Origin of the sequence: Streptomyces sp. NPDC046900 (genome assembly GCF_040644975.1) — a bacterium.
Classification (GTDB): Bacteria; Actinomycetota; Actinomycetes; order Streptomycetales; family Streptomycetaceae; genus Streptomyces.
This window is the reverse complement of sequence record NZ_JBEYXD010000008.1, coordinates 89,277-115,879: the sequence shown is the minus strand read 5'-3', so window position 1 is coordinate 115,879 and position 26,603 is coordinate 89,277. Positions and strand designations below refer to the sequence as shown.

General features: G+C 71.0%; 23 protein-coding genes. 14 read left to right on the top strand and 9 right to left on the bottom strand.

What is annotated here, in order from left to right; all coding sequences use genetic code 11:
* Positions 1 to 11: 11 nt before the first annotated feature.
* Positions 12 to 164 carry a hypothetical protein gene (locus tag ABZ904_RS11095; protein ID WP_360998039.1) on the bottom strand — a complete coding sequence of 51 codons (153 nt, stop codon included), beginning with the start codon at positions 162 to 164 and terminating at the stop codon, positions 12 to 14.
* 460 nt (positions 165 to 624) lie between these two features.
* Here ABZ904_RS11095 and ABZ904_RS11090 point away from each other — a divergent pair, with 460 nt between their 5' ends.
* From ABZ904_RS11090 to ABZ904_RS11075, 4 genes are all read left to right on the top strand, one after another.
* The gene (locus tag ABZ904_RS11090; RefSeq protein ID WP_360998037.1) at positions 625 to 2,955 is read left to right on the top strand and encodes a GH92 family glycosyl hydrolase; all 2,331 of its coding nucleotides are present in this window, start codon (positions 625 to 627) and stop codon (positions 2,953 to 2,955) included.
* A 145-nt stretch (positions 2,956 to 3,100) separates the two neighbouring features.
* Positions 3,101 to 4,462, top strand: a complete 1,362-nt coding sequence (locus ABZ904_RS11085; RefSeq protein WP_359391451.1) for a wax ester/triacylglycerol synthase family O-acyltransferase — start codon at positions 3,101 to 3,103, stop codon at positions 4,460 to 4,462.
* Positions 4,463 to 4,752: 290 nt separating this feature from the next.
* Positions 4,753 to 6,243 carry an SDR family NAD(P)-dependent oxidoreductase gene (locus ABZ904_RS11080; protein ID WP_361822554.1) on the top strand — a complete coding sequence of 497 codons (1,491 nt, stop codon included), beginning with the start codon at positions 4,753 to 4,755 and terminating at the stop codon, positions 6,241 to 6,243.
* A gap of 106 nt (positions 6,244 to 6,349) precedes the next feature.
* Positions 6,350 to 6,583, top strand: coding sequence for a hypothetical protein (locus ABZ904_RS11075; RefSeq protein ID WP_359391453.1), 234 nt, complete (start codon positions 6,350 to 6,352; stop codon positions 6,581 to 6,583).
* Between the two features lie 5 nt (positions 6,584 to 6,588).
* Here ABZ904_RS11075 and ABZ904_RS11070 read toward each other — a convergent pair whose 3' ends face one another.
* Positions 6,589 to 6,771: a hypothetical protein gene (locus tag ABZ904_RS11070; protein ID WP_361822551.1), complete on the bottom strand. Its 183-nt coding sequence runs from the start codon at positions 6,769 to 6,771 to the stop codon at positions 6,589 to 6,591.
* Positions 6,772 to 6,920: 149 nt separating this feature from the next.
* Here ABZ904_RS11070 and ABZ904_RS11065 point away from each other — a divergent pair, with 149 nt between their 5' ends.
* Complete coding sequence (locus ABZ904_RS11065) at positions 6,921 to 7,625, top strand: nucleotidyltransferase domain-containing protein (protein WP_361822548.1); 705 nt, start codon at positions 6,921 to 6,923, stop codon at positions 7,623 to 7,625.
* Here the strand turns inward: ABZ904_RS11065 and ABZ904_RS11060 are convergent.
* Positions 7,595 to 8,848: a glycosyltransferase 87 family protein gene (locus ABZ904_RS11060; RefSeq protein ID WP_359391456.1), complete on the bottom strand. Its 1,254-nt coding sequence runs from the start codon at positions 8,846 to 8,848 to the stop codon at positions 7,595 to 7,597. The genes ABZ904_RS11065 and ABZ904_RS11060 overlap by 31 nt on opposite strands.
* 195 nt (positions 8,849 to 9,043) lie before the next feature.
* Positions 9,044 to 9,604 carry an inositol oxygenase family protein gene (locus ABZ904_RS11055; RefSeq protein ID WP_360998032.1) on the bottom strand — a complete coding sequence of 187 codons (561 nt, stop codon included), beginning with the start codon at positions 9,602 to 9,604 and terminating at the stop codon, positions 9,044 to 9,046.
* Positions 9,605 to 10,077: 473 nt separating this feature from the next.
* Between ABZ904_RS11055 and ABZ904_RS11050 the strand changes: the two genes are divergently transcribed.
* The 3 genes from ABZ904_RS11050 (at position 10,078) to ABZ904_RS11040 (ending at position 12,488) form a co-directional block, all read left to right on the top strand.
* On the top strand, positions 10,078 to 10,254 hold the full coding sequence (locus ABZ904_RS11050; protein ID WP_359391458.1) for a hypothetical protein: 177 nt from the start codon (positions 10,078 to 10,080) through the stop codon (positions 10,252 to 10,254).
* Between the two features lie 54 nt (positions 10,255 to 10,308).
* Positions 10,309 to 10,791, top strand: a complete 483-nt coding sequence (locus ABZ904_RS11045; RefSeq protein ID WP_359391459.1) for a GNAT family N-acetyltransferase — start codon at positions 10,309 to 10,311, stop codon at positions 10,789 to 10,791.
* Positions 10,792 to 10,964: 173 nt separating this feature from the next.
* On the top strand, positions 10,965 to 12,488 hold the full coding sequence (locus ABZ904_RS11040) for an FAD-dependent oxidoreductase (RefSeq protein WP_359391460.1): 1,524 nt from the start codon (positions 10,965 to 10,967) through the stop codon (positions 12,486 to 12,488).
* A gap of 137 nt (positions 12,489 to 12,625) precedes the next feature.
* Here ABZ904_RS11040 and ABZ904_RS11035 read toward each other — a convergent pair whose 3' ends face one another.
* The 4 genes from ABZ904_RS11035 to ABZ904_RS11020 form a co-directional block, all read right to left on the bottom strand.
* The gene (locus ABZ904_RS11035) at positions 12,626 to 13,000 is read right to left on the bottom strand and encodes a TraR/DksA C4-type zinc finger protein (RefSeq protein ID WP_359391461.1); all 375 of its coding nucleotides are present in this window, start codon (positions 12,998 to 13,000) and stop codon (positions 12,626 to 12,628) included.
* 61 nt (positions 13,001 to 13,061) lie between these two features.
* A complete protein-coding gene (locus tag ABZ904_RS11030; protein WP_359391462.1) occupies positions 13,062 to 14,249 on the bottom strand; it encodes an alcohol dehydrogenase catalytic domain-containing protein in 1,188 nt (395 codons plus the stop codon).
* 95 nt (positions 14,250 to 14,344) lie between these two features.
* Positions 14,345 to 14,518 (bottom strand): hypothetical protein, encoded by a 174-nt coding sequence (locus tag ABZ904_RS11025; RefSeq protein WP_359391463.1) that lies wholly within the window; start codon positions 14,516 to 14,518, stop codon positions 14,345 to 14,347.
* Positions 14,519 to 14,803: 285 nt separating this feature from the next.
* The gene (locus tag ABZ904_RS11020) at positions 14,804 to 16,147 is read right to left on the bottom strand and encodes an amidase (protein ID WP_359391464.1); all 1,344 of its coding nucleotides are present in this window, start codon (positions 16,145 to 16,147) and stop codon (positions 14,804 to 14,806) included.
* A gap of 236 nt (positions 16,148 to 16,383) precedes the next feature.
* On the opposite strand from ABZ904_RS11020, the gene ABZ904_RS11015 reads away from it, so the two are divergent.
* A complete protein-coding gene (locus ABZ904_RS11015; protein WP_361822542.1) occupies positions 16,384 to 18,732 on the top strand; it encodes an alpha-L-fucosidase in 2,349 nt (782 codons plus the stop codon).
* A gap of 137 nt (positions 18,733 to 18,869) precedes the next feature.
* Here ABZ904_RS11015 and ABZ904_RS11010 read toward each other — a convergent pair whose 3' ends face one another.
* Positions 18,870 to 19,949, bottom strand: a complete 1,080-nt coding sequence (locus ABZ904_RS11010) for a LacI family DNA-binding transcriptional regulator (protein ID WP_359391466.1) — start codon at positions 19,947 to 19,949, stop codon at positions 18,870 to 18,872.
* Between the two features lie 215 nt (positions 19,950 to 20,164).
* Here ABZ904_RS11010 and ABZ904_RS11005 point away from each other — a divergent pair, with 215 nt between their 5' ends.
* The 5 genes from ABZ904_RS11005 to ABZ904_RS10985 are packed head-to-tail and all read left to right on the top strand — an operon-like array spanning position 20,165 to position 26,599.
* Complete coding sequence (locus tag ABZ904_RS11005; protein WP_359391467.1) at positions 20,165 to 21,460, top strand: extracellular solute-binding protein; 1,296 nt, start codon at positions 20,165 to 20,167, stop codon at positions 21,458 to 21,460.
* 6 nt (positions 21,461 to 21,466) lie between these two features.
* Complete coding sequence (locus tag ABZ904_RS11000) at positions 21,467 to 22,360, top strand: sugar ABC transporter permease (protein ID WP_361822539.1); 894 nt, start codon at positions 21,467 to 21,469, stop codon at positions 22,358 to 22,360.
* The gene (locus ABZ904_RS10995) at positions 22,357 to 23,268 is read left to right on the top strand and encodes a carbohydrate ABC transporter permease (protein ID WP_359391469.1); all 912 of its coding nucleotides are present in this window, start codon (positions 22,357 to 22,359) and stop codon (positions 23,266 to 23,268) included. The genes ABZ904_RS11000 and ABZ904_RS10995 overlap by 4 nt, the downstream gene beginning before the upstream one ends.
* Positions 23,269 to 23,304: 36 nt before the next feature.
* Positions 23,305 to 24,537, top strand: coding sequence for a glycosyl hydrolase (locus ABZ904_RS10990; RefSeq protein ID WP_359391470.1), 1,233 nt, complete (start codon positions 23,305 to 23,307; stop codon positions 24,535 to 24,537).
* A 40-nt stretch (positions 24,538 to 24,577) separates the two neighbouring features.
* Positions 24,578 to 26,599, top strand: coding sequence for an endo-beta-N-acetylglucosaminidase (locus ABZ904_RS10985; RefSeq protein ID WP_360998022.1), 2,022 nt, complete (start codon positions 24,578 to 24,580; stop codon positions 26,597 to 26,599).
* Positions 26,600 to 26,603: the final 4 nt, after the last annotated feature.

The following is a 26,603-nucleotide window of genomic DNA, read 5'->3' as shown; positions in this document are numbered from 1 at the left end:
CTCACGGTCCGTCAGCCGGGCAGCTTCACGACCTTCGACGCCCTGAGGACTCTGCCGTGCGCGTCCAGCGCCCGCACCTGGACGTACGGTCCCGGAGGCCGGAACCGGGCGTCGTGCTGGACCACAGGGCCGGTGCCGGCCAGGTCCGGTCCTGCGGCAGCCAACCGTAGATCACGAAGGCGCCGCCTCCGCGACGGCGGACTCCCGGGATCCGGCACGGCCACCCGAATGACGCACACGGCCGGTTCCCCGGCAGGCGGGGCGCATGTCGTGCCGTCTATCGTCGCCAATGAGCCCGGGCCGACCGGTCCGCACAGCGGTTCGGTCGTGGAAGGGGCGGCCCATCGCGACGGCCGGCCCGCCGTGGGTGCGGGCCGGCCTGGCGCAACCGTCGTGGGTGCGGAGGTGACGGGACCCGGAGCCGACGGTGAACTCCGGCCGGGCGCAGAAGACTTCTCGGCCGGCACGCTTCCTCGCGCCGGATGCCGGGTGCCTGCGGCCCGCGCATCCGGGGCCCTGTGCCGGGCGACGCGTCCAGGGACAAACCCACTGGTTCCCCCGGAAACCGACAGCGCGCCACCACCATGTGGGACATCGATGTCGAACCTCCGGAGGTCTTCCCAGATGAGATGGACCCGGCGTCTGCGCCTGTGTGCCGCGGGTGCGCTGGTTGCCTCGGCCCTGTTCGCCCCGCCGGCCGCCCTGGCCGCCCAGCCGTCCGGCGGGAGGCTCACCGACCTGGTCAACCCCTTCATCGGCACACAGAACGAAGGCAACACCTTCCCTGGCGCCGCCGTGCCGTTCGGCATGGTGCAGCTCTCGCCGGACACGGGGCACCGCACCGGCTACGACTACACCCAGAACCGGATCCGTGGCTTCTCCCTGATCCACCTCTCCGGTGTCGGCTGCGCCATCGGAGGTGACCTGCCCGTACTGCCGACGACGGGTGACGTCACCGAGACGGACTACGCCAAGTACGCGGCCACGTTCAGCCATGACGACGAGCAGGCGAGTCCCGGCTACTACCGGGTCGGACTCGGAGGAGGCATCCGGGCCGAACTGACGGCGACCGAGCGCACCGGCGTCCAGCGCTACACGTTCCCGGCGACCGGCAAGGCCAATGTCCTGCTCAACGCGGGCCAGGCGCTGCACAAGAACGTCTCGTCCAAGGTCGAGATCCTCGACGACCGCACCGTGCGCACCACGATCACGGGCACCGGCTTCTGCCGGTCCACCCGGCCCTACACGGTCTACACGGTCACCCGTTTCAACCGGCCCTTCACCGCGCACGGCACGTGGTACCAGGACTCGATCACCCCCGATGCGACCAAGTCGTCGGGCCCCGGGCGCAACGGCGCCTACGTCACCTTCGACGCGAGGCACGATCGCACCGTGGAGGCGACCACCGCGCTGTCCTACGTCGATCCACGCGGGGCCGAGGTCAACCTCCGTTCCGCACCCGCGCGTTCGTTCGCCCAAGTGCGGGAGGCCGCTCGGCGCGCCTGGGAGGGCCGACTCGACGACGTCCGGGTGCAGGGCGGCAACCCCGCTCTGCGGATCCCCTTCTACTCGTCCCTGTACCGGTCCTTCCTCGCCCCGAACATCGGCAGCGACGCCGACGGCCGCTACACCGGCTGGGACCAGAAGATCCACCGGACCCAGGGGTTCACGTACTACCAGAACTGGTCCCTGTGGGACACCTACCGGACCCAGTCCCAGCTCCTGTCCCTGCTCGCGCCGCGTGAGGCGCGCGACATGGCGATCTCCGTGCTCAAGATCGACGAGGAGGGCGGCTGGCTGCCCAAGTGGGGCTTCGGCACGGTGGAGACGAACATCATGAGCGGTGACCCGGTCACCCCGTTCCTCACCAACGCCTACCAGCAGGGACTGCTCAAGGGATACGAGCAGCGGGCCTACCGCGCGCTGAAGAAGAACGCCGACGGCGTCCCGCCCGCCGACACCATGTATGTGGGGCGGGAGGCGAACCGCGAGTACATCGCGCACGGTTTCGCGCCGTACATCAAGGGCCGCCCGTACACCAAGCCCGGCGACTCGGACTACCACCACGGCGGATCGGTGACCCTGGAGTACGCGCTCTCCGACGCGATGCTCGCCCAGATGGCACGAGACCTCGGGCATCGCGCGGACGCCGCGCGCTATGCCGCCCGGTCGCGCAACTACCGCAACATCTTCGACCCCTCCACCGGCTTCTTCCGCGCCCGGGACGCCTCCGGGGTCTTCGCCGGGCCCTCCGACCCGGCCAGGAGCGAGGGGTTCCACGAGGGCAGCGCCTGGCAGTACCAGTGGCTCGTGCCGCAGGACCTGCGCGGCATGGTGAGCCTCATCGGGGGCGAGCGTGCGGCCAACGACCGGCTCGACGCCTTCTTCGCCTACGACCAACTGCTCAAGGACCCCGCGGGGACCGCGCGCAAGGTGTGGGTGAACGGGCCGTACGCCTACTACAACGCGGACAAGTACAACCCGCAGAACGAGCCCGACCTCATCGCCCCGTACACCTATCTCTCCACCGGCCAGCCGTGGAAGACGACGGACGTGGTGCACGCGGCGCTCACCCTGTTCACGGACGGGCCGACCGGTATGACCGGTAACGACGACCTCGGCACGATGTCCGCCTGGCACGTCTTCTCGTCGATCGGGATCTTCCCGGTGCAGCCCGGCTACCGCACCTGGGGACTGACCACGCCGGTCTTCGACCGGGTCGACCTGGTCCTGGACCGGGCGTACTACCCGGGCGGCGGTCTGACCATCACCGCGCCCGGCACCTCGGACACCCAGCGGTACGTCCAGGGCGTGCGTGTCAACGGAACGGCGTACAAACAGACGTACGTCACCAGCGACACGTTGCTCCGTCCGAGCCGGCTGGAGTTCATCGTCGGGGCTCGGCCGTCCGAGTGGGGTACGTCACCTGACGCGGCGCCACCTGCACTGATGTGACCTCTTGCGTCGCTTGAGTCCCGCCCTTCTCACCAGGGCGGGACTTAATCTGCCGTTAACTGTATGTAGCGTGATCGTACTTGACCGTAATCGCCTCTGGGCGGTTGACTTTCTTGCTCCCCCGTCGTCGACGCGAGGCAAGCCATTGACTTCCGACCTGCTCGCACCACTCGACCTTGCCTTCTGGAACATCGAGTCCACGCGGCACCCGATGCACCTCGGTGCCATCGGCGTGTTCGCATGCAACTCGCCCACCGCGGGCGCCCACGCCGCAGATCTGCTGGCCGCCCGCGCCGCCGCGGTACCGGGCCTGCGCATGCGGATCCGCGACGTCTGGCTGCCGGACGTACGCACGAAGCGCGACCTTGCCGCCGCACGGCTCGCGCTCGCCCTGGGCGGGGCGACACGCGAACCGGCCCCCGACTTCGACCCGCTCGACCATGTGCGGCTGCACGCTCCCACCGACGACTTCCATGCGGCCGCCGGACGGCTCATGGAACGCCCGTTGGAGCGCGGCCGGCCGCCGTGGGAGGCGCATGTGCTACCGGGGGAGGACGGCACCTCCTTCGCCGTGCTGTTCAAGTTCCACCACGCGCTCGCCGACGGACTGCGCGCCCTGACACTGGCCGCCGCGGTCATGGACCCGATGGACCTGCCGGCTCCCCGGCCGCGCCGCCAGGAGCCTCCCCGCCGGCTTCTGCCCGACGTGCGCAGACTCCCGGCCCTCCTGCGCGGCACCCTCGCCGACATGGGCCGCGCTCTGGACATCGGTGCCTCCGTCGCCCTGTCCACCTTCGGGATGCGCTCGTCGTCCGCGCTCACCTCCGAGCCGAGCGGCACCCGCCGTACCGCCGGCGTCGTCATCGAACTCGACGATGTGCACCGGGTGCGCAAGTCGGCGGGGGGCACCGTCAACGACGTCCTCATCGCGGTCGTGGCGGGCGCGCTGCGCCGCTGGCTGGACGAGCGCGGCGACGGCAGCGCGGGGGTCGAGCCCCGCGCCCTGATCCCCGTCTCCAACCGCCGTCCGCGCAGCGCGCATCCACAGGGCAACCGGCTCTCCGGCTATCTGATACGGCTTCCGGTGGCCGACCCGGACCCGCTGGCGCGGCTGCGGACGGTACGCACGGCCATGGACCGCAACAAGGACGCCGGGCCCAACCGGGGCGCGGGTGCCGTGGCGCTGCTCGCCGACCACGTACCGGCCCTCGGCCACAGGATCGGCGGACCACTGGTCAGCCAGGCCGCCCGGCTCTGGTTCGACATCCTGGTCACCAGCGTGCCGCTGCCCAGCCTCGGCCTGAAGCTCGGCGGCAACCCGCTCACCGAGGTGTACCCGCTGGCCCCGCTGGCCAGCGGCCAGTCGCTGGCGGTGGCGGTCTCCACGTACCGGGGCCGCGTCCACTACGGGCTCGTCGCCGACGCCCGGGCGGTACCGGACCTGGAGCGGCTCGCCCGGGCGGTGCCGGAGGAGATGGAGACGCTGCTGGCGGCCTGCCGCGCCTGAGCGGGCCCTCCGTGGCCGGACCGAGGGCGGCCGTGCCTGGCGCACGGCCGCCCTCGGCGCTGCCCGGCCCCTGCTGGAGCGGGTCGGGCAGCGCCGAGTGGGGCGTCCGCAGGGCCGGAACCGTCCCGTCCGGGGCTTCCGGCCGGGCGTCCCCCGCGGTCTCGCGGGTCCGCTCGCAATTGTGCTGATCTTCGCGGGTTTGGAGACCCGGCCCGGCGCTCCGTAAAATTCTCCGTTCGGAGGCGAGCGCGGTCGGAGCGCTGCGCAGGTGAGCGAGGAACGGCAGCGCGATGACGGTGACAGAGGACGGCCTGACGGGCGTCGGCCCGGAGGTCATGGACGAGATGTCGTACGGGCCCGGCATCGACCCGAAACGCCTGGCCGTCTGCCTCAGCGTCCTGGAGGAACTCGACGGCATCGACGTCGACCACCCCGACGCGATCAAGGTGCGCCGGGCCACCTCGCACATCTACCGCATGGTCAAGCAGCGCCGCCGCCAGGAGCGCCGGGCCGCCAAGACGGCCCACGACAAGGGGGTCACCGAGGCCACGGCGACCGGCTCCGCGCAGCGCATCGACGACGAGACCGAGGGCATCCTGCCGTCGTCGGTCACCGAGGCGGGCCAGATCGCCGGGATACTCAAGCGCCCGCGCTCCTGTTACGTCTGCAAGCAGCGCTACGTCGAGGTGGACTACTTCTACCACCAGCTCTGCCAGCAGTGCGCCGCGGAGAACCGGGCCCGTCGCGATGCCAGCGCCGACCTCACCGGCAAGCGCGCCCTGCTCACCGGTGGCCGCGCCAAGATCGGCATGTACATCGCGCTGCGGCTGCTGCGGGACGGCGCCCACACCACGATCACCACGCGTTTCCCCAACGACGCGATCCGCCGGTTCAAGGCCCAGCCCGACAGTGACCAGTGGATCCACCGGCTGAAGATCGTCGGCATCGACCTGCGCGACCCGGCCCAGGTGGTGGCACTGGCCGACTCGGTGGCCGCCGACGGCCCGCTGGACATCCTGATCAACAACGCCGCCCAGACCGTACGCCGCTCCCCGCAGGCCTACAGCGAGCTGGTGTCCGCCGAGTCCGCGCCGCTGCCGGCGGGTGAGCTGCCGTCCGCCGAGGTCATCGGCACGTTCGGCTCCGGGGCCGTGGCCGCTCTGCCGGTGGCCGGGGGCGGCGCGCTGACCGCGCAGGACGTGACCGACCTCGCCCTGGTCTCCGGCTCCGCCTCCCTGGAGCGGATCGCGGCCGGTACGGCGATCGACGCCGGCGGCCTCGTCCCCGATCTGCACGACACCAACACCTGGATCCAGCCGGTGGAGGAGGTCACGCCGGTCGAGCTGCTGGAGGTGCAGCTGTGCAACTCGACGGCGCCCTTCATCCTGATCAGCCGTCTGCGGACGGCACTGGCCACCTCCCCTGCCCGGCGCACGTACATCGTGAACGTCTCCGCGATGGAGGGCGTCTTCAGCCGCGGTTACAAGGGTGCCGGCCACCCGCACACCAACATGGCCAAGGCCGCCCTGAACATGCTCACGCGCACCAGCGCCGCGGAGATGTTCGAGCGGGACCGGATCCTGATGACCGCCGTCGACACCGGATGGATCACCGACGAGCGCCCGCATCCGGACAAGATGCGCCTGGCAGACGAGGGCTTCCACGCTCCGCTCGATCTCGTCGACGGAGCGGCACGGGTATACGATCCGATCGTGCGCGGCGAGCAGGGCGAGGACCTGTACGGCGTCTTCCTGAAGGACTACGCGCCCGGCAAGTGGTGACACCGGGCGGGCCTCCCGAGGGGGGCGATGCCCCATCCGTGGGGCATGACCCGGCGCCGGGCGGGAACTCGAGCTCTCGTGAGCACCGCGCAAGGAGTGAGTTCTCATGGCCATGCCGCACGAGATCGATCCACGCGCCGCCGGAGACCCCCGCAACGTGTATCCGAGCGACGAGCAGTTCTATTCGTCCGACCGTCCGGTGAATGCCGCACTGCCGGAGGACCGGCCGCGCGGCGGGAGCCGGCCCGCCCCGGTGAAGCACCGCGGGACCTGGGCCACCGTAGGCCTGATCGCCTGCATCGTCCTGTTGATCGCCGTGGGGATCGCGCTGTTCCCGTGACGGAATCAGGTCGAGGTCGCTGTCACGAGTGAGGTGGTGCGCGTGACGTCATATGTGATGTGGCGCGGGTGACCGAAGCCGGTCGTAAACGTCGTACGTCCCGGAGAGGTCTCCGGGACGTACGACGTTCTGCCGCTGGTTCCGCCGTCGACCCGGTCGGCGATGGCGTACGGGAGTGCGAAAATCATTGGCACCGCCCGGCCGTCGGCGCATAGCCTCCCGTGCATGAGCCGCGTTCCGCGGAGTTCGTCCGGATGCCGGAAGGAGCGGCTCGCGCCTCCGGGCCCGGCCGGCCCGGAGCCGTCGCGATCGCTCGAACCGAGGAAGGCGGCCGAACGTGACCGTCCCCAACGTCCTGCTGTCCGGCATCGTCGGCTCGACCGCGTACGGACTCGCCCACGCGGGGTCCGACGTCGACCGGCTCGGCGTGTTCGCCGCACCCACGGACCAGTTGCACGGCCTGCACCGGCCGAAGGAGTCCCATGTCGGCACGGCCCCCGACCGCACCTTCCACGAGGCGGCGAAGTGGTGCCGGCTCGCTCTCGGCGGCAACCCGACCGCGATGGAACTGGTCTGGCTGCCTGCCGAGTTGTACGAGGTGCGCACCCCGCTCGGTGACGAGCTGACCGGCATCCGTACGTCGTTGCTGTGCGCCCAGCGGGTCCGGGACGCCTATCTCGGCTACGCCAGGCAGCAGTTCAGGAGGCTCGAGGCGCGCGGCGCCGGACCCGTCTCGACGGAAACGCGCGGACGCACCGCCAAACACGCCCGTCACCTGAAGCGGCTGTGCCACCAGGGTCTGGAACTGTACGCGACCGGACGTCTGACCATTCGCGTCGAGAACCCGCAGGAGTACCACGACTTCGGTGAGCGAGTGGCCGCGGACGCCACAGCCGCGCGGTCCCTGCTCCGGTACTACGAGAACGCCTTCGACGACACGCGCAGCGTGCTGCCGCTGCGGCCGGACGAGTCGGCGGCCGAGGGCTGGCTGCGGCGCGTCCGCGACCGGTTCTACGCACCGAAGGCCGCGGGCTCCCGCTGATCCGCCCGTCTGCCGGAGGCCTCTTCGCGGGTGGTGGCGACGGCGAGGATCGTCAGCAGCGCGCACGCGGCGTAGGCCGTGCCGGGCCAGGCCAGAAGTGCCGGGTACGGGCTGTGCTGCGGCAGGCGGTCCTCCACGCGGATCAGCAGCGGAACCAGTCGTGTGGCGGTGGCGACGGTCCACGCCGCCAGCGCCACACGGCTGAGGGGCCGGCGCCGGGCGGGTCCGTGGGCGAGCCACATCATGGCCGGCAGGCACCAGACCCAGTGGTGGCTCCACGAGATGGGGGACACGAGCAGCCCGTACAGCTCGGCGGTGACCAGGACACCGAGCAGGTCCCCGCGTCGCCCGGCCTTCCACAGGACGCACGCCGTGAGCACGGTCGCCAGCGCGAGGGCCGCCCACCACACGCCGGAGGCCGCGGTGTCGTGCCCGAGGAGCCGGTCGAGTGCGCCCCGCAGCGACTGGTTGCGCACGGACCACGCCGGGCCGATGCGCTGGGTTTCCTTCACCAGGCGGAACCAGTAGCGGGCCGACTCCCGTGGAGCGATCACCCAGCCCAGGGCCGTGGCGCCGCCCGCGGCGACGAGCGCCCAGAAGGCCGCCCGCCACTGCCGCGTCGCCAGCAGGTAGAGGCCGCCGAAGACCGGAGTCAGTTTCACCGCGGTCGCCAGGCCGAGAACCGCTCCCCGGGTCATCGCGGTGCGGGACACCGCCAGCGCCGCCAGGACCAGGGCGGCCAGCAGCAGATTGACCTGGCCCTGGTCCAGGGTGTGCCGTACGGGTTCCAGCCACAGGGCCGCCGCCGTCCACACCAGGACACGGGACCTCGCGGAGCTGCCGCGGTCCGGGTGCAGGAGCCGGTCGGCGCAGAGGCAGATCACGCCCACAGCCGCCACCGAGGCCGCCTGCCACAGGACGACCAGGGCCGCCCAGGGCGGGAGCGCGAGCGGCAGGAACACCAGGGCCGCGAACGGCGGATAGGTGAAGGGCAGCACGGGGATCGGCGGACTTGTGTGCAGCCGGTAGTCGTACAGACCGCCGGAGAGCACCAGGGGCGAGGCCTCCCGGTAGACCCGCAGATCCAGCGGTTCGGGGGAGAAGAGGACCGCGGCCAGAAGATGCAGGACCAGGGACGCGCCCAGACACCAGCCTGCATGGCCCGTAATCCACCTGCCGATCACGCGGCCATATGCCAGGGCGATTCCGTGTCGGAGGCGCACCTCGCACAGTGTGAACGGCCGGACGCTCCACGCAGCCGATTAGGCCGACGGCAGCGTGTCGCACCCTGTCCGGTGGGTGACTCGACTCGGGCCGTCGCGCGCTCCACAGACGTGCCTGCCTGGGCTCGGGAGCCCAGCGCGCGGCGCGTCGGCGCGCTTCTCAGTCCACGGCCGTCAAGCGGGCCGTGCTCGTGCTCAGTCCACGGCTCCCAGCCGGGCGTGCCGGGCCGCCACCAGCTCCAGTACCGTCCGCCAGTCCTCCATCACCCCGGCGTCCAGACCCGTCACCTTGGCCGCGTCGTCCGCCTGACGCAGGGTGACCGCGTCCTCCGCCAGCGGGTCGTGTTCGAACGTCATCGCCTCCGCACGCGACATGGGTCCGCCCTGCCGGGCCATGGTGAGCGCACTCTGCGGGGACAGCCCGCGCCCCGGCGAGACCGTGGCCAGATAGCGCTTGGCGGCCACATGCAGGCGTACGAGGCGGGAGACACGCTCGCCGAGCAGCGTCCGTACCGCGTCGGCCGCGTGGTCCGCGTGCCCGGCGTCGTCGCCCGGCCGCAGGAGGTGGCCTATGTCGTGCACCAGACCCGCCACCTGGAGTTCCTTGTCCGCGGGGTGACTCCGGCGCAGCAGTGCGGCGGTCTGCAGGGCGTGGTCGTGAAGATCGACCGGGTCGCCACTGCGATCCGGCGTGTCCCACGCACCCCGGCAGGCGTGCAGCAGATCCATCAGCTCCTCGACGCTGCGCAGCTCCATGCGTCAGTCCTCCCGCGAGAAAAGCCGTTGCCGGACTGCAGCAGATCATGGCGAGCTTGCGACGCGGCCAACGGGACTTGAACTGAGCACGGTCCGTACACTTGCCGTACCGGTGAGCAGTTCGAGGATTGCGCCGAATGGGTGGATTGCAAAAGGGACGATTGCCATCCAATCGCCAGAGAACGCGGCCGAATGGGTGCCGGATGACCCAAGACAGTTACCTGGTTGTTTCAGCCCCATCGAGCGGACGTCCGCTCATTTGGTTAATCTGGACGGTGCGGACAGCCATTGGGGAGCTACCCACACCCCACGGTCCGCCCCGGGACAAGCCGATCACCACGGCCTGCTCTCGTACGAGTAGCCGGCGCCACCGCGTCCGAACAGTTCTTGACTCAGACCCGAGCGGACGCCGAGAGCACAGGCCGACTGGGCCGGTACGTCCCAAGGGTTACCCGACACATAAGGAGTGCGCGGTGACACCGGAGAAGATGAATCACGATCAGCGCCCCAAGGAACGCGGGGAGCGCGGGGGCAGGCGAACAGAGAAGAAGCTCGGCAGCCTGGACGTGTGGGCCCGCTCGGCCCCCATCAGACTGGCCGGTTACGAGGACGACCTGGCCGAACCCCACATCCTGCCGAGCGTGGACTGAGCTCGCTGGATCCGTCGTGATCGCTGACAGCATGGGCGTGCCAGACTCGCGCCCATGCTGATCAGACAAGCCGCGGCCGATGACTGGCCGCGGATCTGGCCTTTCTGGCACCGGATCGTCGCCGCGGGCGAGACCTACACCTGGGACCCGGACACCACCGAGGACGCGGCCCGCGCCCTGTGGATGGCGCCGGGCAAGGACGTGTACGTGGCGGAGGACGACAGCGGGGCGGTCGTGGGCTCCGCTTACGTCACGCCCAACTACGCGGGCCCCGCCGCCCGCATCGCCAACGCGGGCTTCATGGTCGACCCGGACCGCGCGGGACGCGGCGTCGGGCGTGCCCTCGCCGAACACGTCCTGACCGTCGCGAGGGCCGAGGGCTACCGCGGCATGGTGTTCAACGCGGTTGTGGAGACCAACCCCGCGGTACGGCTGTGGGAGTCCCTCGGCTTCACGATCCTCGGCACCGTTCCCGAGGCGTACGAGCATCCCCGGTTCGGCAGGGTGGGGCTGCACATCATGTACCGGGCGCTCTGAGGGCGGCACGATGTACCGGGCGCTCTGAGGGCGGCACGCATGCCGAGCGGGAGGCGCCTCGTGCCTCGGACACACTGGGGCGCCCGCGAGTGCGTCGACGTGCTGTTCACCCGTCCGGCGCTGCCCTGACGCGGTCCGCGCATCGGAGATCCGCTTCGGGGAACCCGGCCCCCATGAGTGAGCACACCGGCAGGCAGGCGTCGTACTGGATCGAGACGGCGCCCGGAACGCCGCGACCGGCCCTCACGGAGGACATCACCGTCGACGTGGCCGTGGTCGGAGGCGGTATGGCGGGTCTCAGCACCGCCTGGGAAGTGGCGCGGGCCGGCCGCAGCGTCGCCGTGCTGGAGGCCGGCGGTCTCGCCGCCGGCGTCACCGGCCACACCACGGCGAAGCTCACCGCCCTGCACTCCCTCGTGTACCAGCACCTGCGCCGCACCCGCGGCATCGAAGGCGCGGCGCTGTACGCCCGGTCCCAGACGGAGGCGATCCGCAGAGCGGCCGAACTCGTCGACGAGCTCGGCATCGATTGCGACTGGGAGGACGCGCCGGCCTTCACCTATGCGCTCGATCAGGAACGCGTTCCGCAGCTGCGCGCCGAGGCGGAGGCCGCGTGCGAGGCGGGGCTGGCCGCCGACTTCGTCACCGAAACCGAACTGCCCTTCCCCGTGGCGGGCGCCGTCAGGGCGGCCGATCAGGCGCAGTTCCATCCGCGCACGTACCTGCTCGCACTCGCCGAGGCGCTGGAGCGCCTCGGCGGACAGCTGTACGAAGGTACCCGTGTGGTCGCTCTGCACGAGGGTGAACCCTGCCGCCTGCGCACCGAGGCCGGGCACACGGTGACCGCGCGGGACGTGGTGGTGGCCACGCACTATCCGGTCTTCGACCGCGCGATGCTCTTCGCACGCCTCTCCCCGCGCCGCGAGGTCGTGCTGACAGCGCCGATCGACTCCGGGCGCGCCCCCCGGGGCATGTACCTCACGCCTGAGGAGAACACCCGCTCGTTCCGGACCGCCCCGTACCGGGACGGTTCACGTCTGCTGATTCTCACCGGCGAACACTTCACACCCGGAACGACGGACAGCGAGGAGCACTTCGCACGGCTGGCCGACTGGGCGACCGAGCACTTCGGGCCGCTCGACTTCACCTACCGCTGGGCCACCCAGGACAACGACTCGACGGACACGGTGCCCCTGGTGGGGCCCCTGCACGCGGCGAGCCGCCACACCTACGTCGCCACCGGCTTCGGTGGCTGGGGGCTCAGCGGGGGCATCATGGCGGGACTGCTGCTGTCCGCCCTGATCGAGGGGCGGGAGCCGCCGTGGACGAAGCTCTACGACCCGCGGCGCGTGGGCTCGGTCGTGCGGGAGGCGCCCGCCTTCCTCAAGCACCAGGCACAGGTCGCCCAGCACTTCGTGGCGGACCGGCTGCCGCCGCTGACCGGACCGTCGGCCGACGACATCGCGCCGGGCGAGGGCGCCGTCACGCGCATCGGTGCCCATGTGTGTGCCGTCTCTCGCGACGAGGGCGGAAGGCTGCACGCGCTGTCGGCGCGCTGCACCCACCTGGGGTGCCTGGTCGCCTTCAACCGTGCGGAACAGGCCTGGGAGTGCCCCTGCCACGGCTCGCGCTTCGGACTCGACGGACGTGTCCTGCAGGGCCCGGCCACCCGCCCCCTGGAGCCGCGGGACGTCTGAGAGCCCGTCTCGTGCCGACCGGCGGACAGGCCCCGGCGAAGGCTGGGGGAAGCTCATGGCGCCGCCACTCCTCCATGGAAGTGACGGCGCGATCGCCCCGGCTGCCCGTCGGCGGGCCCGACGGAGTCAGTCCGCCGTCAGGCCCCTCCGGCCCGCGCCCCCGCCCCGGCCCGGGCGCAGTCGATGCACACCTGCGTGTGCGGTACCGCCAGCAGCCGGTCCCGGTCGATCACGGCACCACAGGCCGTGCACCGGCCGAAGCCGGGCGTGCCCACCTGGTGCAGGGCGGCGAGCACCCGCTCCAGCATCGTCCGGGCGCGGTCGGCGTCCGCGCGCAGAGCCTCGAACGCGGTCACCCGCGCGCCCACGTCGGCCGCGTCGAGGTCACAGTCCGTGTACAGCGCGGGCATCTTCGCCTCGGCCGCCGAGAGCTCCACGCGCAGCGTGTCCGCCTCGGCGGTGAGCCGGTCGGCGATCTCTCTGAGGTCGTGATCCGACAGCGTGGTGGGCATGGGTGCTCCAGCTCGGTAGTGGGTTCCCGCGCGATCGGGGACGGGCGCGCACGGCGGGTCGTCAGGGCTTGAGGAGGGTCTTGACCATCCCGTCCTCCTTGGCCTGAAACATCGCGTAGGCCTTGGGACCGTCCTCCAGCGGTACGGCGTGGGTCTTGAAGCCGTCCACGCCGAGCGGATCGTCGTCCGTGAGCAGCGGAAGGATCCGGTCCACCCAGTTCCAGACGTTCGCCTGGCCCATGCGCACCTGGATCTGCTTGTCGAACATCGTCAGCAGCGGCATCGGGCTCGCGGCCCCGCCGTACACCCCCGAGACGGACAGTGTGCCCCCGCGCCGCACCAGGTCGACGGCCGTGTGCAGGGCCCCGAGCCGGTCCACACCGGCGTGTTCCATCAGGGGCTGCGCCATGGCGTCGGGCAGGTGGCCGGTCAGCCACTGGGCCGCCTTGGCGAACGGCGCTCCGTGCGCCTCCATACCGACCGCGTCGATCACGGCGTCGGCGCCCCGCCCGCCGGTGAGGTCCCGTACGGCCTCGGTGAGGTCGCTTCCTCCGTGCCGCCGGAGGTCGAAGCAGGTGACGCCGTTCGCCGCCGCGCGTTCCAGGCGCTCGTCGACCAGGTCCACCCCGATGACCGGTCCGGCGCCGCGGTGCCGGGCGATCCGGGTGCACATGTCGCCTATGGGACCGAGTCCCAGGACGACCAGGCTCCCGCCCTCCGGCAGCGCCGCGTACTCGACCGCCTGCCAAGCTGTGGGCAGGACATCGGACAGGTACACATAACGGTCGTCCGGCGGCCCCTCGGGCACCTTGATGGGCAGCTTGTTGCCGAACGGCACCCGCATGAACTCCGCCTGGCCGCCCGGCACCTGTCCGTACAGCTTTGTGTACCCGAACAGCGCGGCGCCCGTTCCGCGCTCCTTGACCTGCGTCGTCTCGCACTGCGAGTGCAGACCCTGGTCGCACATGAAGCAGTCACGGCAGGAGACGTTGAACGGGATGACCACTCGGTCGCCCGGCGCGAGTGCGTGCACCTGCGGTCCGACTTCCTCGACGACGCCCATGGGCTCATGGCCCAGGATGTCGCCCGGGTCGAGATAGGGGCCCAGAAGCTCGTACAGATGAAGGTCCGAACCGCAGATCCCGCTCGACGTGATCCGCACGATGATGTCGTCGGGCTTCTCGATCCGGGGGTCGGGGACGGTCTCCACCCGCACGTCCCGCCGGCCCTGCCAGGTCAGTGCTCGCATCCTGATGCTCCCGCTCCTCAGGTCTGGCGTGCCGGGATCGGCACCGGCCCTCCGAGTCCCCTGGCGCACCGGTTCGACACACCCCCGGTAGTCCGTCAGTCCTCGCCCCTGACGATGTTCCAGTCCGGGCCACGGCAGATCTCGGGGGCCGGCGCGTCCCCGACGGCCGGAACGCAGGTGCGGGGGCTGCCCTCCTGCTGGTCGCGGGACTGCGCCCAGCCCGACTCGGTCGGGTGGTCGACCGGTTTCTCACTCAGGTATGCACTCACGAACCTTCATCTTCCTTCCCTCCGATGGCGGCGGGGCTGCGCCGCCATCGGTCCGTCCAGCTTTCCGGTCGAGTCCCCACCGGCGGCGATCGGAAACAGTGCTGGTGCGGCCCGCGCCGCCTCGGGCGCCGATGCGAGCGGCCGGCACCGCGCGATCTAGGGAGGAGCGGAGGAAGAGGAGATGGCCCGCCGGCGCCGCAGCCGCGGATCTGCGCAACGTCACTTGGAGCGCCTGCGGGATGTTCGGCCATGCGCGTCCGGCAGCGCCCGGCCCGGGGGCCCGGTCTAACTCAGCGGCGCCGTACGCTGCCAGGGGTGCAGCGCCTCCAACTGTGCGGCCACATCGAGGAGTTCCGCTTCCGACCCGGGCCGCCCGACCAGTTGCACGGCGCAGGGCGCGCCGCTCGGAAGTGCGCCGAAGGGGACCGACATGGCGGGCCAGCCCGTGAGGTTCCAGGGAGGCGTCATGGGGGAGTACTGCGTGTTGGCCAGCACGTTGCGCAGCCAGCCCCGCTCGTGCCAGGGCTCCGCTGCCGGACCCCGGCGGGCGAGCGCGGGAGTGAGCAGCACATCGTGAGCAGCGAAGAACGGCTCCAGGGCACGGCGCAGCTGCTCGCGGCGGTCGCCGGAGCGCACGCGCTCCACGAAGCGGCGGCCCACCGCCGCGTGCACCCGGGTACGCCGGGCCAGCCGCCGTACGTCGAGGTCCTCCGCGTCGACCGCGGTCCCCGCCGTCCAGTGCGCCAGTGACGTCGTGCCGAGCCACCAGGGGTAGGGCGGGTCGGCCGGCCGGACCTCGTGCCCCGCCCTCGCAAGCAGCGAGGCCGCCGTGCGTGTCGCGTCCGCGTAGGGCCGGCTCACGGTCACGCCGGGCAGGGGACTGCGGAGCGAGAGCGCGATCGTGTGCGTACCGTTCCGCGGCTTGCCCGTGTCCTGTGTGCCCGCCAGGATCTCGAACATCAGCCGTGCGTCCTCGACCGTCGTCGCCAGCGGGCCGTTCTCGGACATGCCGAACCAGTCTCCGTTGCCGATGCCCGCCGGGACCGTGCCGTGGCCGGGTTTGAGGGTGACGAGTCCGCAGTTGGCGGCCGGGATGCGCAGCGAGCCCATCCCGTCGTTGCCGAGCGCGATCGGCACCATGCCGGCGGCCACCGCCGCAGCGCTGCCGCCGGAGGAGCCGCCCGCCGTACGGGAGGTGTCCCAGGGGTTGCGAGCGGTCCCGTGCACCCCTTCCGTGGTGCCGAACACGCACAGTTCGGGCACGTTGGTCAGGCCCACGACGACCGCGCCCGCCGCGCGCAGCCGGGCCACCGTGACGTGGTCGTCGTCCGCGGGTGTGTCCGGGGTCGCGGCTGAGCCGTTGCGGGTGGACTCGCCGCGTACGGCCAGATTGTCCTTGACGGCCACCGGCACGCCGGCCAGGGGCAGTTGGGCCAGATCGGTGCGGGCGGCCACCTCGTCGGCCTCGGCGAGCGCGGCCTGCGCGCGCAGCCGGCGGAAGGCGCCTACCCGGCCGTCGAGCTGTTCGATCCGGGCCAGGTGCTCGGCCACCACCTCGTGCGGCGTGGCGCGCTTCTCGCGTACGGCGGCGGCGATCTCGGCGGCGGTCCGGCCGGCCCAGGTGGTCACGGGCGCTCCCTGTCGGTCCTCGGCGTGGTGGATGGGGGAACTTACTGGCGAGTTCGAGGAGCACTGTGCACTGCCGGACGGTACCGCGTCGAGAGTCTGGCGAGACCCGTCGCCGTCACGGCCGGCACACCACGCGGGAACATCCGATCACTGCCTCAAATCCCGTCGCTGCAGGCCCCATTGACAGTCTTCCGCGGCAGTTCAATCATCAGACATCCGATGAATTGGAGGCGCTCATGAGCACATATCCAAGACGTCAGGTTCTCGGTGCCGCCGCACTGGCTGCCGCCGGCGCCACCGTCGCCCTCTCGGCCCCGCCCGCCGCCGCGCGGTCCGGCGGAGCCGCAGCCCCCGGGCCCGGATGGGTGCAGGTCCCCGCACCCGTCCCCGTCCCCCTCGACGCCCAGTTCGACAACGATGGCATCGACACCGCCTCCGCCCGCGGCGGCGACTTCGACGGCTCCGGCTACACCTTCCCCGGCGAGGAACTCCCCACCGGGAGTGTGGACGTGGACGGCGTCTCCTTCGTCCTCACGTCTTCCGCCGCGGGCGCCCGGAACAATGTGGTGGCCCTCGGCCAGCGCATCGACCTGCCCAAGGGCCGTTACCTGTCGGCGCTGTTCCTCACCGCGGGCAGTTACGGCAACGCCTCCGGTACGGCGACCGTGCACTACGCGGACGGCTCCACCACGACCGCCGGTCTGGGCGGCAGCGACTGGTACAGCGGGGGCGGCCCGCTCTCGGTCCCGTACCGGTACACACCGGACGGCACCAAGGACATGCACCCGGTGGGCCTCGGCACGGCCGAGGTCTGGATGGACCCGCAGCGCGAGGCGGTCGCCCTGACGCTGCCCGTCACCAACCCCGCCGAGGCCGGCAGGACGTCCCTGCACATCTTCGCGCTCTCCCTGCAACCCGCCGCCCAGGGACGGGCGCTGGCCCTGCGCGACGCACACTCGACCTCTTCGCTCCTGGAGTCCAGCGGTGCCCAGAGCGTCGAGGCGACCGTGGTCAACGCGGGCACTCTGCCCGTCCTCGCCGGCGACGACGTGGCCGTGAGCGTGGACGTACCCGGTGCCCGCACCGTCGAGCCGGCCCGGATCAGGCGCCTCGACCCCGGCGAACAGGCCCGGGTCCGCATCGGTATCCGCAACCGCGCCGGCACCACGCCGGGCACGGCACACAGCGGTGCGGTGACCGTCCACGGCCGAGGGCAGCGCGTCACCTCCGCCACCCGTGAACTGACTCTCGGGGTGCCCGACTACCGGCCCACCGACGCGTCGCTCGCCGGCCATCAGGCGCCGTACTGGTTCCACCGCGCGAAGTTCGGCATCTTCATCCACTGGGGCGTCTACTCCGTGCCCGCCTGGTCGCCGGTCGGCGCGCAGTACGCCGAGTGGTACTGGAACCACATGCAGAGCCCGGACAACGCGGTGTACGCGTACCACGCGCAGACCTACGGCAAGGACTTCGCCTACGACGACTTCATCCCCATGTTCACGGCGGAGAGGTTCGACCCGCGGGCCTGGGTGGAGCTGTTCCGGGACGCGGGGGCGCAGTACCACGTGCTGACGTCGAAGCACCACGAGGGCTTCGCCCTGTGGGACACCAAGGTCTCCGACCGCAACGCCGTGAAGATGGGCCCGCGACGTGACCTGGTCCGCGAGCTCTTCGACGCGTCCCGGAAGTACACGCCCGAGCTGCACCGCGGCCTGTACTTCTCGATGCCGGAGTGGTTCAACCCCGACAACCCGTGGACGGGCCACGGCCCGCGCAATCCGTACACCCTGGAGCCGCTCCCGTACACCGGATACACCACGGGCAAGGACTATGTGGAGGACTACCAGGCCCGGCAGATGCTGGAGCTGATCCACGGCTACGACCCGGCCGTCCTGTGGTGCGACATCGGCGGCGCCAACGACAGCCTCACCGTCCTCGCGGAGTTCTTCAACCACGGCAAGAACCGGCCCAAGCCGTACGAGGTGGCCGTCAACGACCGCTCGGGTATCGCCTTCCACGACTTCACGACCCCCGAGTACACGACGTACGACAACACCGTCGTCGCCAAGTGGGAGGCGAGCCGGGGCCTCGATCCCTTCAGCTACGGCTACAACAAGGCGACCCCCGACGACCGCTACATGACGGCCGAGGAGGTCGTGCGGAGTCTGGTCGACATCGTGTCGAAGAACGGCAACTTCCTCCTCGACATCGGCCCGCGCGCCGACGGCACCATTCCGGAGATCATGCAGACCCGGCTCCGCGAGACCGGCTGCTGGCTGCGGACCAACGGCGAGGCGATCTACGACACGACCTACTGGTCGCGCATGGCGCAGCTCGGCGAGGATCTGCGCTTCACGGTCCGGGAGAACGAGGCGTTCTACATCCACTCGCTGACGGAACCGGGCAGCACCCTGACCGTCGAGGCGCCGGTGCCGGTCCGCAGCGGCGACAAGGTGACCATGCTCGGCCACGACCGGCCACTGACCTGGACCACACGGGGCGGCTCCCTGGTGATCGACGTACCGGAGGCGGCCCGGAAGGCGGGCCGGTACGTCTGGGTCTTCAAGGTGGAGTGGCACGGCTGAGCAGGAAGGGCCGTGGGCGGCGAACCTCCTGACTGGGGTGCATCGCGGGGGCGCCGGGGCGGTCTGACAGGGGGCGGGCGGGGTGACGGTCGTCCGGTCAGGGCCATGCCCGCCCCTCCCGCGTCGCCCCGGCGACCTCACCCGGGGGATGCGCCGCCCTGGGGACGGGGACGGGATGCGAGCGCCGCCCCGGTGCTCTCCCGCTCGATCAGCCGCGGTACGGGTACCTGCACCGTGCGGGCCGGGCCCCCGTCCAGGAGCGCGGTCAGCTCACCCGCCGCCTTGCGGCCGAACTCCACCGTGTCACGTGAGAGGGCGGACAGCCACGGCTTGACCATGCGGCACAGTGCCGAGTCCTCCCACGAGATGACCGAGACGTCGGCCGGCACCGAGAATCCCAGTTCGACGGCGGCGGTGACCCCGGCGACGGCCATCACGTCGTTGTCGTAGACCAGCGCGGTCGGCGGCGCGTCCTCGGCCAGCACGCGGCGGGTGACGGCGGCACCCTCCGCGTCCGAGTAGTCGGTGGTCACCGACCTCACTTCGGCGAGGCCCCGCCGCTCGGCCTCGGTGCGCAGCGTACGGATCCGGCGCTCGGTGTGCGCGAGTCCCGGAAGGCCGGCGATGTGCACGATCCTGCGATGGCCGAGCGCATACAACTGGTCCACCACCGCGGCCATCGCGCCCGCGTCGTCGGCCCAGACCGTGGACAGTCCCGGATGGCGCGCGTCCGGCACTCCGCCGATCACCACGGCGGGCAGGCCCAGTTCGTCGAGCAGATCGGGGCGCGGGTCGTCCGTACGCGGATCCACCACCATCACGCCGTCCACCCGGTGCTCGGCCCACCAGCGCCGGTAGACGCCGCACTCCGCGTCCACGTCCTCCACCACCTGGAAGAGGAGGCCCAGGTGACGCTCCGCCAGCACTTCCTGGATCCCGGAGATCAGCTGGAGGAAGAAGGAGTCCACGCCCAGGGTGTCCGCCGGGCGCGCCACCACCAGGCCCACCGTGGCCGCGCCCTCGCCGGAGAGCTGGCGCGCCGCCGTGCTCGGCCGCCAGCCCAGCTGCTCGGCGACCCGGCGCACCCGGTCGCGGGTGACCTCGGAGACGCCGGGGCGTCCGTTGAGCGCGAAGGAGACGGCGCTCTCGGAGACTCCCGCGCGCTGCGCGATGTCCTTCATGGTCGGACGGCGTGCGGGGGACCGCTTGGCGGGCACGGCGGCCCCTTTCTGTGAGTGGACTAATGCGCTTGAGTACCAAGACTCTAAAGCGCATTAGTAGCGTGAGCAAGTATCGTTCGACAGCGCGTCTGACCTGGACTAATGAACGGGGAATTTCATTAGCTGAGGCAAATCCATTGACTTCTCTCGAACGTGCCGTGCATGGTCGCTGGCGACACCAGCCGCCGACGCCGCAAGGGAGTCGTGTCACCGTGCCCACTCCGTCCCGCAGAACATTCGCCGTCGCTGCCCTCGCCGCTCTCGTCCTGCCGCTGAGCGCCTGCGGCTCCTCGGACGACGGCAGCGGATCCACCGACGCATCCGGCAAGGTCGAGGGAGACATCACCTTCCAGACCTGGAACCTGCGCGCCAACTTCAAGTCCTACTTCGACGGCCTGATCGCCGACTTCGAGAAGAAGTACCCCGGCACCCACGTGAAGTGGATCGACCAGCCCGCCGAGGGGTACGCCGACAAGCTCAGCGCGGACGCCGCGGGCGGGACCCTGCCCGACGTCGTCAACGTCTCGCCCGACCTGCTCGCCCCCATCGTCAAGGCCGGACTCGCCCTCGACCTGGACAAGGCGGCCGCCAAGTACCGGGCCGAGTACCTCGACGGGGCCTGGACGGGACAGCAGACACCGGGCGTGACCGGTACCTACGCCTTCCCCTGGTACCTGAACACCGGGCCGCTGTTCTACAACAAGAACCTCTTCAAGAAGGCCGGACTCGACCCGGACACGCCCCCGAAGACGTATGACGAACTCTTCGCCGACGCCCTGCAGATGGCGAAGAAGAGCAACGGCAAGGTCGCCACCCTGGCCAACGTGCCCACCATCGAGGACTTCGGCCGCTACGGCGTCGAGCTCATGGACAAGCAGGGCACGGGCTTCGCCTTCAACGACGCGAAGGGCATCGAACTCCTCACCAAGTACAAGGAGCTGTACGACGCCAAGGCGCTCGACCCGCAGGCCCTGACCGCCACCCCCGAGTCCTCCGGCAAGAAGTTCCTCACCGAGGCCGTCGCCATGAACCCGGGCAGCGCGCTGGACCTCGAGAACTTCAAGAAGCAGGCGCCCAACCTGTACAAGAACATCGGGATCACCGACCAGATCACCAGCACGGGCCACGTCAACATGTACGTGATGGGTGTGATGGTCAACTCCCGCACCAAGCACACCCCGGCCGCCGTCGCCTTCGCGCACTACGTGACCGACGCGCAGAACCAGATGTCGTTCGCGAAGAAGGTGGCCATCTTCCCGAGCACGGCCGGCTCCCTCGACGACCCGTACTTCACCAAGGAGGACGGCACGGACGAGACGCGGGTCAGGATCGCCGCCGCCAAGTCCCTGAAGAACGCGGTCAACTACACGCCCGTCCTGTTCAGCGACCAGATGAAGACCGCGCTGCGCAACGAGGTCGCCAAGGCGCTGCAGGGCAAGGAGAGCCCCAAGGCGGCCCTCGACAACGCTGTCAAGGCCTGCGACCAGCTCCTCCAGCAGCAGGGCTGAACCAGCATGGCCACTTCCACCGTGTCACGGGTGCGGCGCCAACTGCCCACCAGCCCCTGGCTCTTCGCAGCCCCGGGGCTGGTGGTGACCGGCGCCTTCATCCTCTATCCGTTCGTCTCCACCGTGGTGAACGCCTTCACCGACCGCCGCACCCTGATCCCGGGCCGGTTCGTGGGGCTCGCCAACTTCCGCGAGCTGCTGCACGACGACATGTTCTGGATCGGCCTGCGCAACAGCGCGCTGTACGTTCTCCTGGTCGTCCCCGCGCTCGTCGTGCTGCCCCTGCTGCTGGCTCTGCTCGTGCAGAAGAACATCCCCGGTATCGCGTTCTTCCGCTCGGCGTTCTACACCCCGGTGGTCGCCTCCATCGTGGTGGTGGGCCTGATCTGGGTGTGGCTGCTGGACGAGCGCGGCCTGGTGAACTCGCTGCTGGAGACGGTCGGGGTCGGCCGGGTCGGCTTCCTCAGCGACCAGTGGCTGCTCCTGCTGAGCGCCATGGCCGTCACGGTCTGGAAGGGTCTCGGCTACTACATGATCATCTACCTGGCCGCCCTCGCCAATGTGCCGCGTGAACTGCACGAGGCCGCGGCCGTGGACGGCGCGGGCGCGGTGCGGCGTTTCCTGACGGTCACCGTGCCCGCGCTCCGCTCCACCATGGTGCTGGTCGCCGCACTCTCCTCGGTCGCCGCCTTCAAGGTGTTCTCCGAGGTGTACCTGATGGCCGGCCCCAGCGGCGGGCCGGCCGGCGAGGACACCACCCTGGTCATGCTCGTCCAGCGCACCGGCACCGGTCTCACGGGCCGGGTCGGCTATGCCTCCGCGATCTCGCTCGTCGTGTTCGTCGTCACCGTGGCGCTGATGCTGCTCGTCCTGCGCGCGGACCGGAGGGAGGACGCATGAGCGTCGTGGAGAAGGCACCGCCGGTCCCGGCTCCGGCTCCGGCCGCCGTACGCCGCGGACCGGTCACCGACGAGCACGGCCGCCGCATCCGGGTGTGGGAGCTGATTCTCCGGTATGTGCTGCTGCTGGTCGTACTGGCCCTGACGGTCGGCCCGTTCCTGTGGCAGCTGTCCACCTCGCTCAAGGGCCCGACCGAGGACATCTTCAGCTCCCCGCCCTCCTTCCTGCCCGCCCATCCGACGCTGCACAACTACGCGCGCGTCTCGGACACCATCCCCGTGTGGGACTACGCCTTCAACTCCCTGAAGGTCGCCACCGCCAACGTGGTGACCAACTGCGTCGGCTCGGCCCTCGCGGGCTACGCGCTGGCCCGGCTGCGCTACCGGGGCCGCAGGGTCGCCACCCTCGTCTTCATCCTGGCGATGCTGGTCCCCGCCGAGAGCATCATCATCGCCCAGTTCACCACCATGCGGGAGCTCGACCTCAACAACACGCTGGTCGGCGTGGTGCTTCCGGGCAGCGTCGGCGCCATGAACGTGCTGCTGATGCGCAACGCCTTCCTCAACCTGCCGTTCGAGATCGAGGAGGCCGCGTTCGTCGACGGCGCCAACGCCTGGCAGCGGTTCCTCAGGATCGCGCTGCCTTCGGTCAAGGGGACCCTGGCCGTCGTCGCGATCTTCGCGTTCATGTTCTCCTGGGACGACTTCCTGTGGCCGTTGATCGTGCTGAGCGACCCGTCGAAGTTCACCCTGACCATCGGACTCAACTATCTGCACGGCACCTTCGCCAACGACGAGCGCCTCGTCGCCGCGGGCACCGTCATCGCGGTGGCGCCGCTCATGGTCCTCTTCGCCTGTCTGCAGCGCTACTTCTTCCGCGGCGTGGGCGAGGGCGCCGTCAAGGGCTGAACCTCCGTACGCGTACCACTGCTTGAAGGAATCCGCATGCCCCATGCCGTGCGCTTCGGCGTCAACTACACCCCGAGCGAGGGGTGGTTCCACCACTGGCTCGACTTCGACCTGGACTCCGTACGCGCCGACCTCGACTCGATCGCCGCACTGGGCCTGGACCACATCCGGGTCTTCCCGCTGTGGCCCTACTTCCAGCCCAACCGCGCTCTGATCCGGCCCCGCGCCGTCGAGCAGCTCGTCGCGCTCGCCGACGCGGCGGCCGAACGCGGACTCGACGTCAATGTGGACGGCCTGCAAGGGCACTTGTCGAGCTTCGACTTCCTGCCCGCCTGGACGCAGACCTGGCACCGGCGCAACATCTTCACCGATCCGGAGGTCGTCGAGGGCGAGGCGGCCTACCTGCGGACGCTCGCCGCGGCCCTGGCCGACCGGCCGAACTTCATCGGCATGACGATCGGCAACGAGGTCAACCAGTTCGCCGCGAGCCCTCATCCCGACCCGGACCGCATCACCGCCGAGCAGGCCGGACAGTGGCTGACCCGGTTGCTCGCCGCCTGCGCCGAGGGCGCCCCCGGCAAGCTGCATCTGCACGCCTCGTACGACGCCGCGTGGTACCAGGACGAGCAGCCCTTCACCCCCGAGCACTCGGCGCGCCTCGGCGACCTCACCGCCGTGCACTCCTGGGTGTTCAACGGCGCCGCCCAGCGCCACGGCCGCACCGGAACCGCCACCGAGCACCACGCGGCCTACCTCGTCGAGCTCTCCAAGGCCTGGGCGGACGACCCGCACCGCCCCGTATGGCTCCAGGAGGTCGGCGCGCCCGCCCCGCTGATCCCTCCTGAGCACGCGGCGGCCTTCACCGAGGCCACGGTGCGCAACGTCCTCGACTGCCCCGACCTGTGGGGTGTCACCTGGTGGTGCTCGCACGACGTCAGCCGTGACCTCGCCGACTTTCCCGAACTCGAGTACGGACTGGGTCTGCTGACCAACGACCGGCGGCCCAAGCCCGCCGCGCGGACGCTCTCCCGGATCATCAAGGAGCAGCCGGCCTCCGAGCCCGCCGCCCGCACCACCGCGCTGGTCGTCGACACCACCCCCGGCCGCTCGGTCTGCGCCCCCGGCGGCCCGGTCTTCGAGGCCTTCGCCCGGCTGACCGCCGACGGCGCCCGCCCCACCACCGTTCTCGCGAGCCGCGCCGACGACGTAGAGCATCTCGCGGCCCGTGGCATCACCGACGTCGTCACCCCCGAACAGGTCACCGAGTAGCCCGTCCCCGCACCGTCCCCACGACGAAACGGAGCGCACAGTGAACCTCAGCAGACGCACGGTCCTGCTCGCCGGAGCCGCAGCCGTGCTGACCCCCGCGCTGCACGCACCCATCGCCTCCGCGGCGAGCCGCGACCTGCAGCCGTACGCCTCCTACTGGTACCCGGACTCCCTGCCCGCCGGCACCCCGGAGCCCGGCATCACCTGGCGCAGCCTGAAGTCGTGGAGCGCCGCCACGGACACCGACCTGGCCTTCAACGCCGCGTCCGTGCCGCTCGCCGCCCGCTTCACCCCAGCCCCCGTGAACACCACCGCCCGCTCCGGCCAGGCCCGTATCCAGTCGCTCGTCTCCTTCGGACCCACCTCCTCCAACCCCTCCCAGGGCGCGCCGACCGCCGACTACTACGCCCTCACCCACTGGGCCTACCTTGACGAACTGGTCTTCTGGGGTGGCTCCGCCGGCGAGGGCCTGATCCTCGCGCCCAACGCGCCCATAGTCGACGCCGCGCACCGGCACGGCGTTCGCGTCCTCGGCACCATATTCCTGCCGCCCGTCGCCTACGGCGGACAGCTCCAGTGGACGCGGGACCTGGTGCAGAAGGACGGCACGGGGCACTACTCGCTCGCCAAGCAGCTCGTCGCGGTCGCGCAGGCGTACGGCTTCGACGGCTGGTTCGTCAACGCCGAGACCGGCGGCGGGAACAGCGCGCTCGGCGCCGCCATGCTGGGCTTCGTCAAGGAGCTGAAGGCGCTCGGCACGGCCAAGGGGCTACGCGTCACCTGGTACGACGCGATGACGGTGAACGGCACGGTTTCCTGGCAGGGCGCCCTCGACAGCCAGAACCAGGCGTTCTTCCAGTCCGCCGACTCGATGTTCGTCGACTTCGGATGGTCGCAGAGCTCGCTGGCGTCCTCGGGCACGCTGGCCGGGCAGCTCGGGCGCAGCCGCTATGAGCTGTGGGCGGGCGTCGACGTGGAGTCGGGTGGTACGAACACCTTCGTGAACTGGGACGCGATCGTGCCGGCCACGGCGGCGCAGGTGACGTCCATCGGCTTCTACCGGCCGGAGTGGACCCGTAACCACCTGCCCGCGACCCGCACGCCTGGCGACTTCCACACGGCCGACGACCTCTTCTGGACAGGCGCGTCCCTCGACCCGTCCAGGCCCGACACCACGGTGAACTGGCGCGCCCCGGCCGTGTCGGTCGCCGACCGCTCCACCGTCGGCGCGCTCCCGTTCGCGACCGTCTTCAACACCGGCCACGGACTGCAGTGGTACGAGAACGGCGAGGTCACCTCGGACACCCCGTGGAACCACCTGGGCCTCCAGGACCGGCTGCCGTCCCGCCGCTGGGTCGTCCGCACGAGCGGCACCCGCCCCTCCGTCGCCTTCGACTTCTCGGACGCCTGGCGCGGCGGCAGCAGTCTGCTGGTCTCCGGTGCTCCGGACGCACCCGCCACCCTGGACCTCTACGCGACCCGGCTGCCGATCGGTCCCGGGACGACCGTCGAGCTGACCCATCGGGCCGACGCGGGCGACGTCCGGGCCGAACTGGCCGTCGCCACCGCCGAGCCGGGCTCCCCGGGGCAGGCACCCTCGTACACCTACTTCCCGCTGGCCGCCGGTGACGGCTGGCAGACCACCACCGTGCCGCTGACCGGCCTGTCCGGCACGGTGCGCACGCTGGCGGTGCGCCTGACGGGCGACGGCGGCCCGGTGCGCTGGCGGCTCGGCGGCCTCGCGGTCCGGGACGCGGTGACCGCCCCGGCCGCCCCCGTCGGTCTGCGGGTCACCGATGCCGACGGCGGAAACCTGCGGTTCGCCTGGCGGGCCGCGCCCGCCGCCGTCCACCGGGCCGCCGCATCCGCCGGCCGCCACTACGAGCTGTACCGCGTCCTGCCCGACGGCACCCGCCGCTTCCTCGGCGGTACATGCCAGTCGGCGTACTACGTCGGCGGGCTCACGGCCGAGCAGGGCGAGAGCGTCGCGCGGTTCGAACTGCGCGCGGTCGGGGAGCTCTACAACGTCTCGACCCCGGCCACGACCACCCACCACTGGTAACACC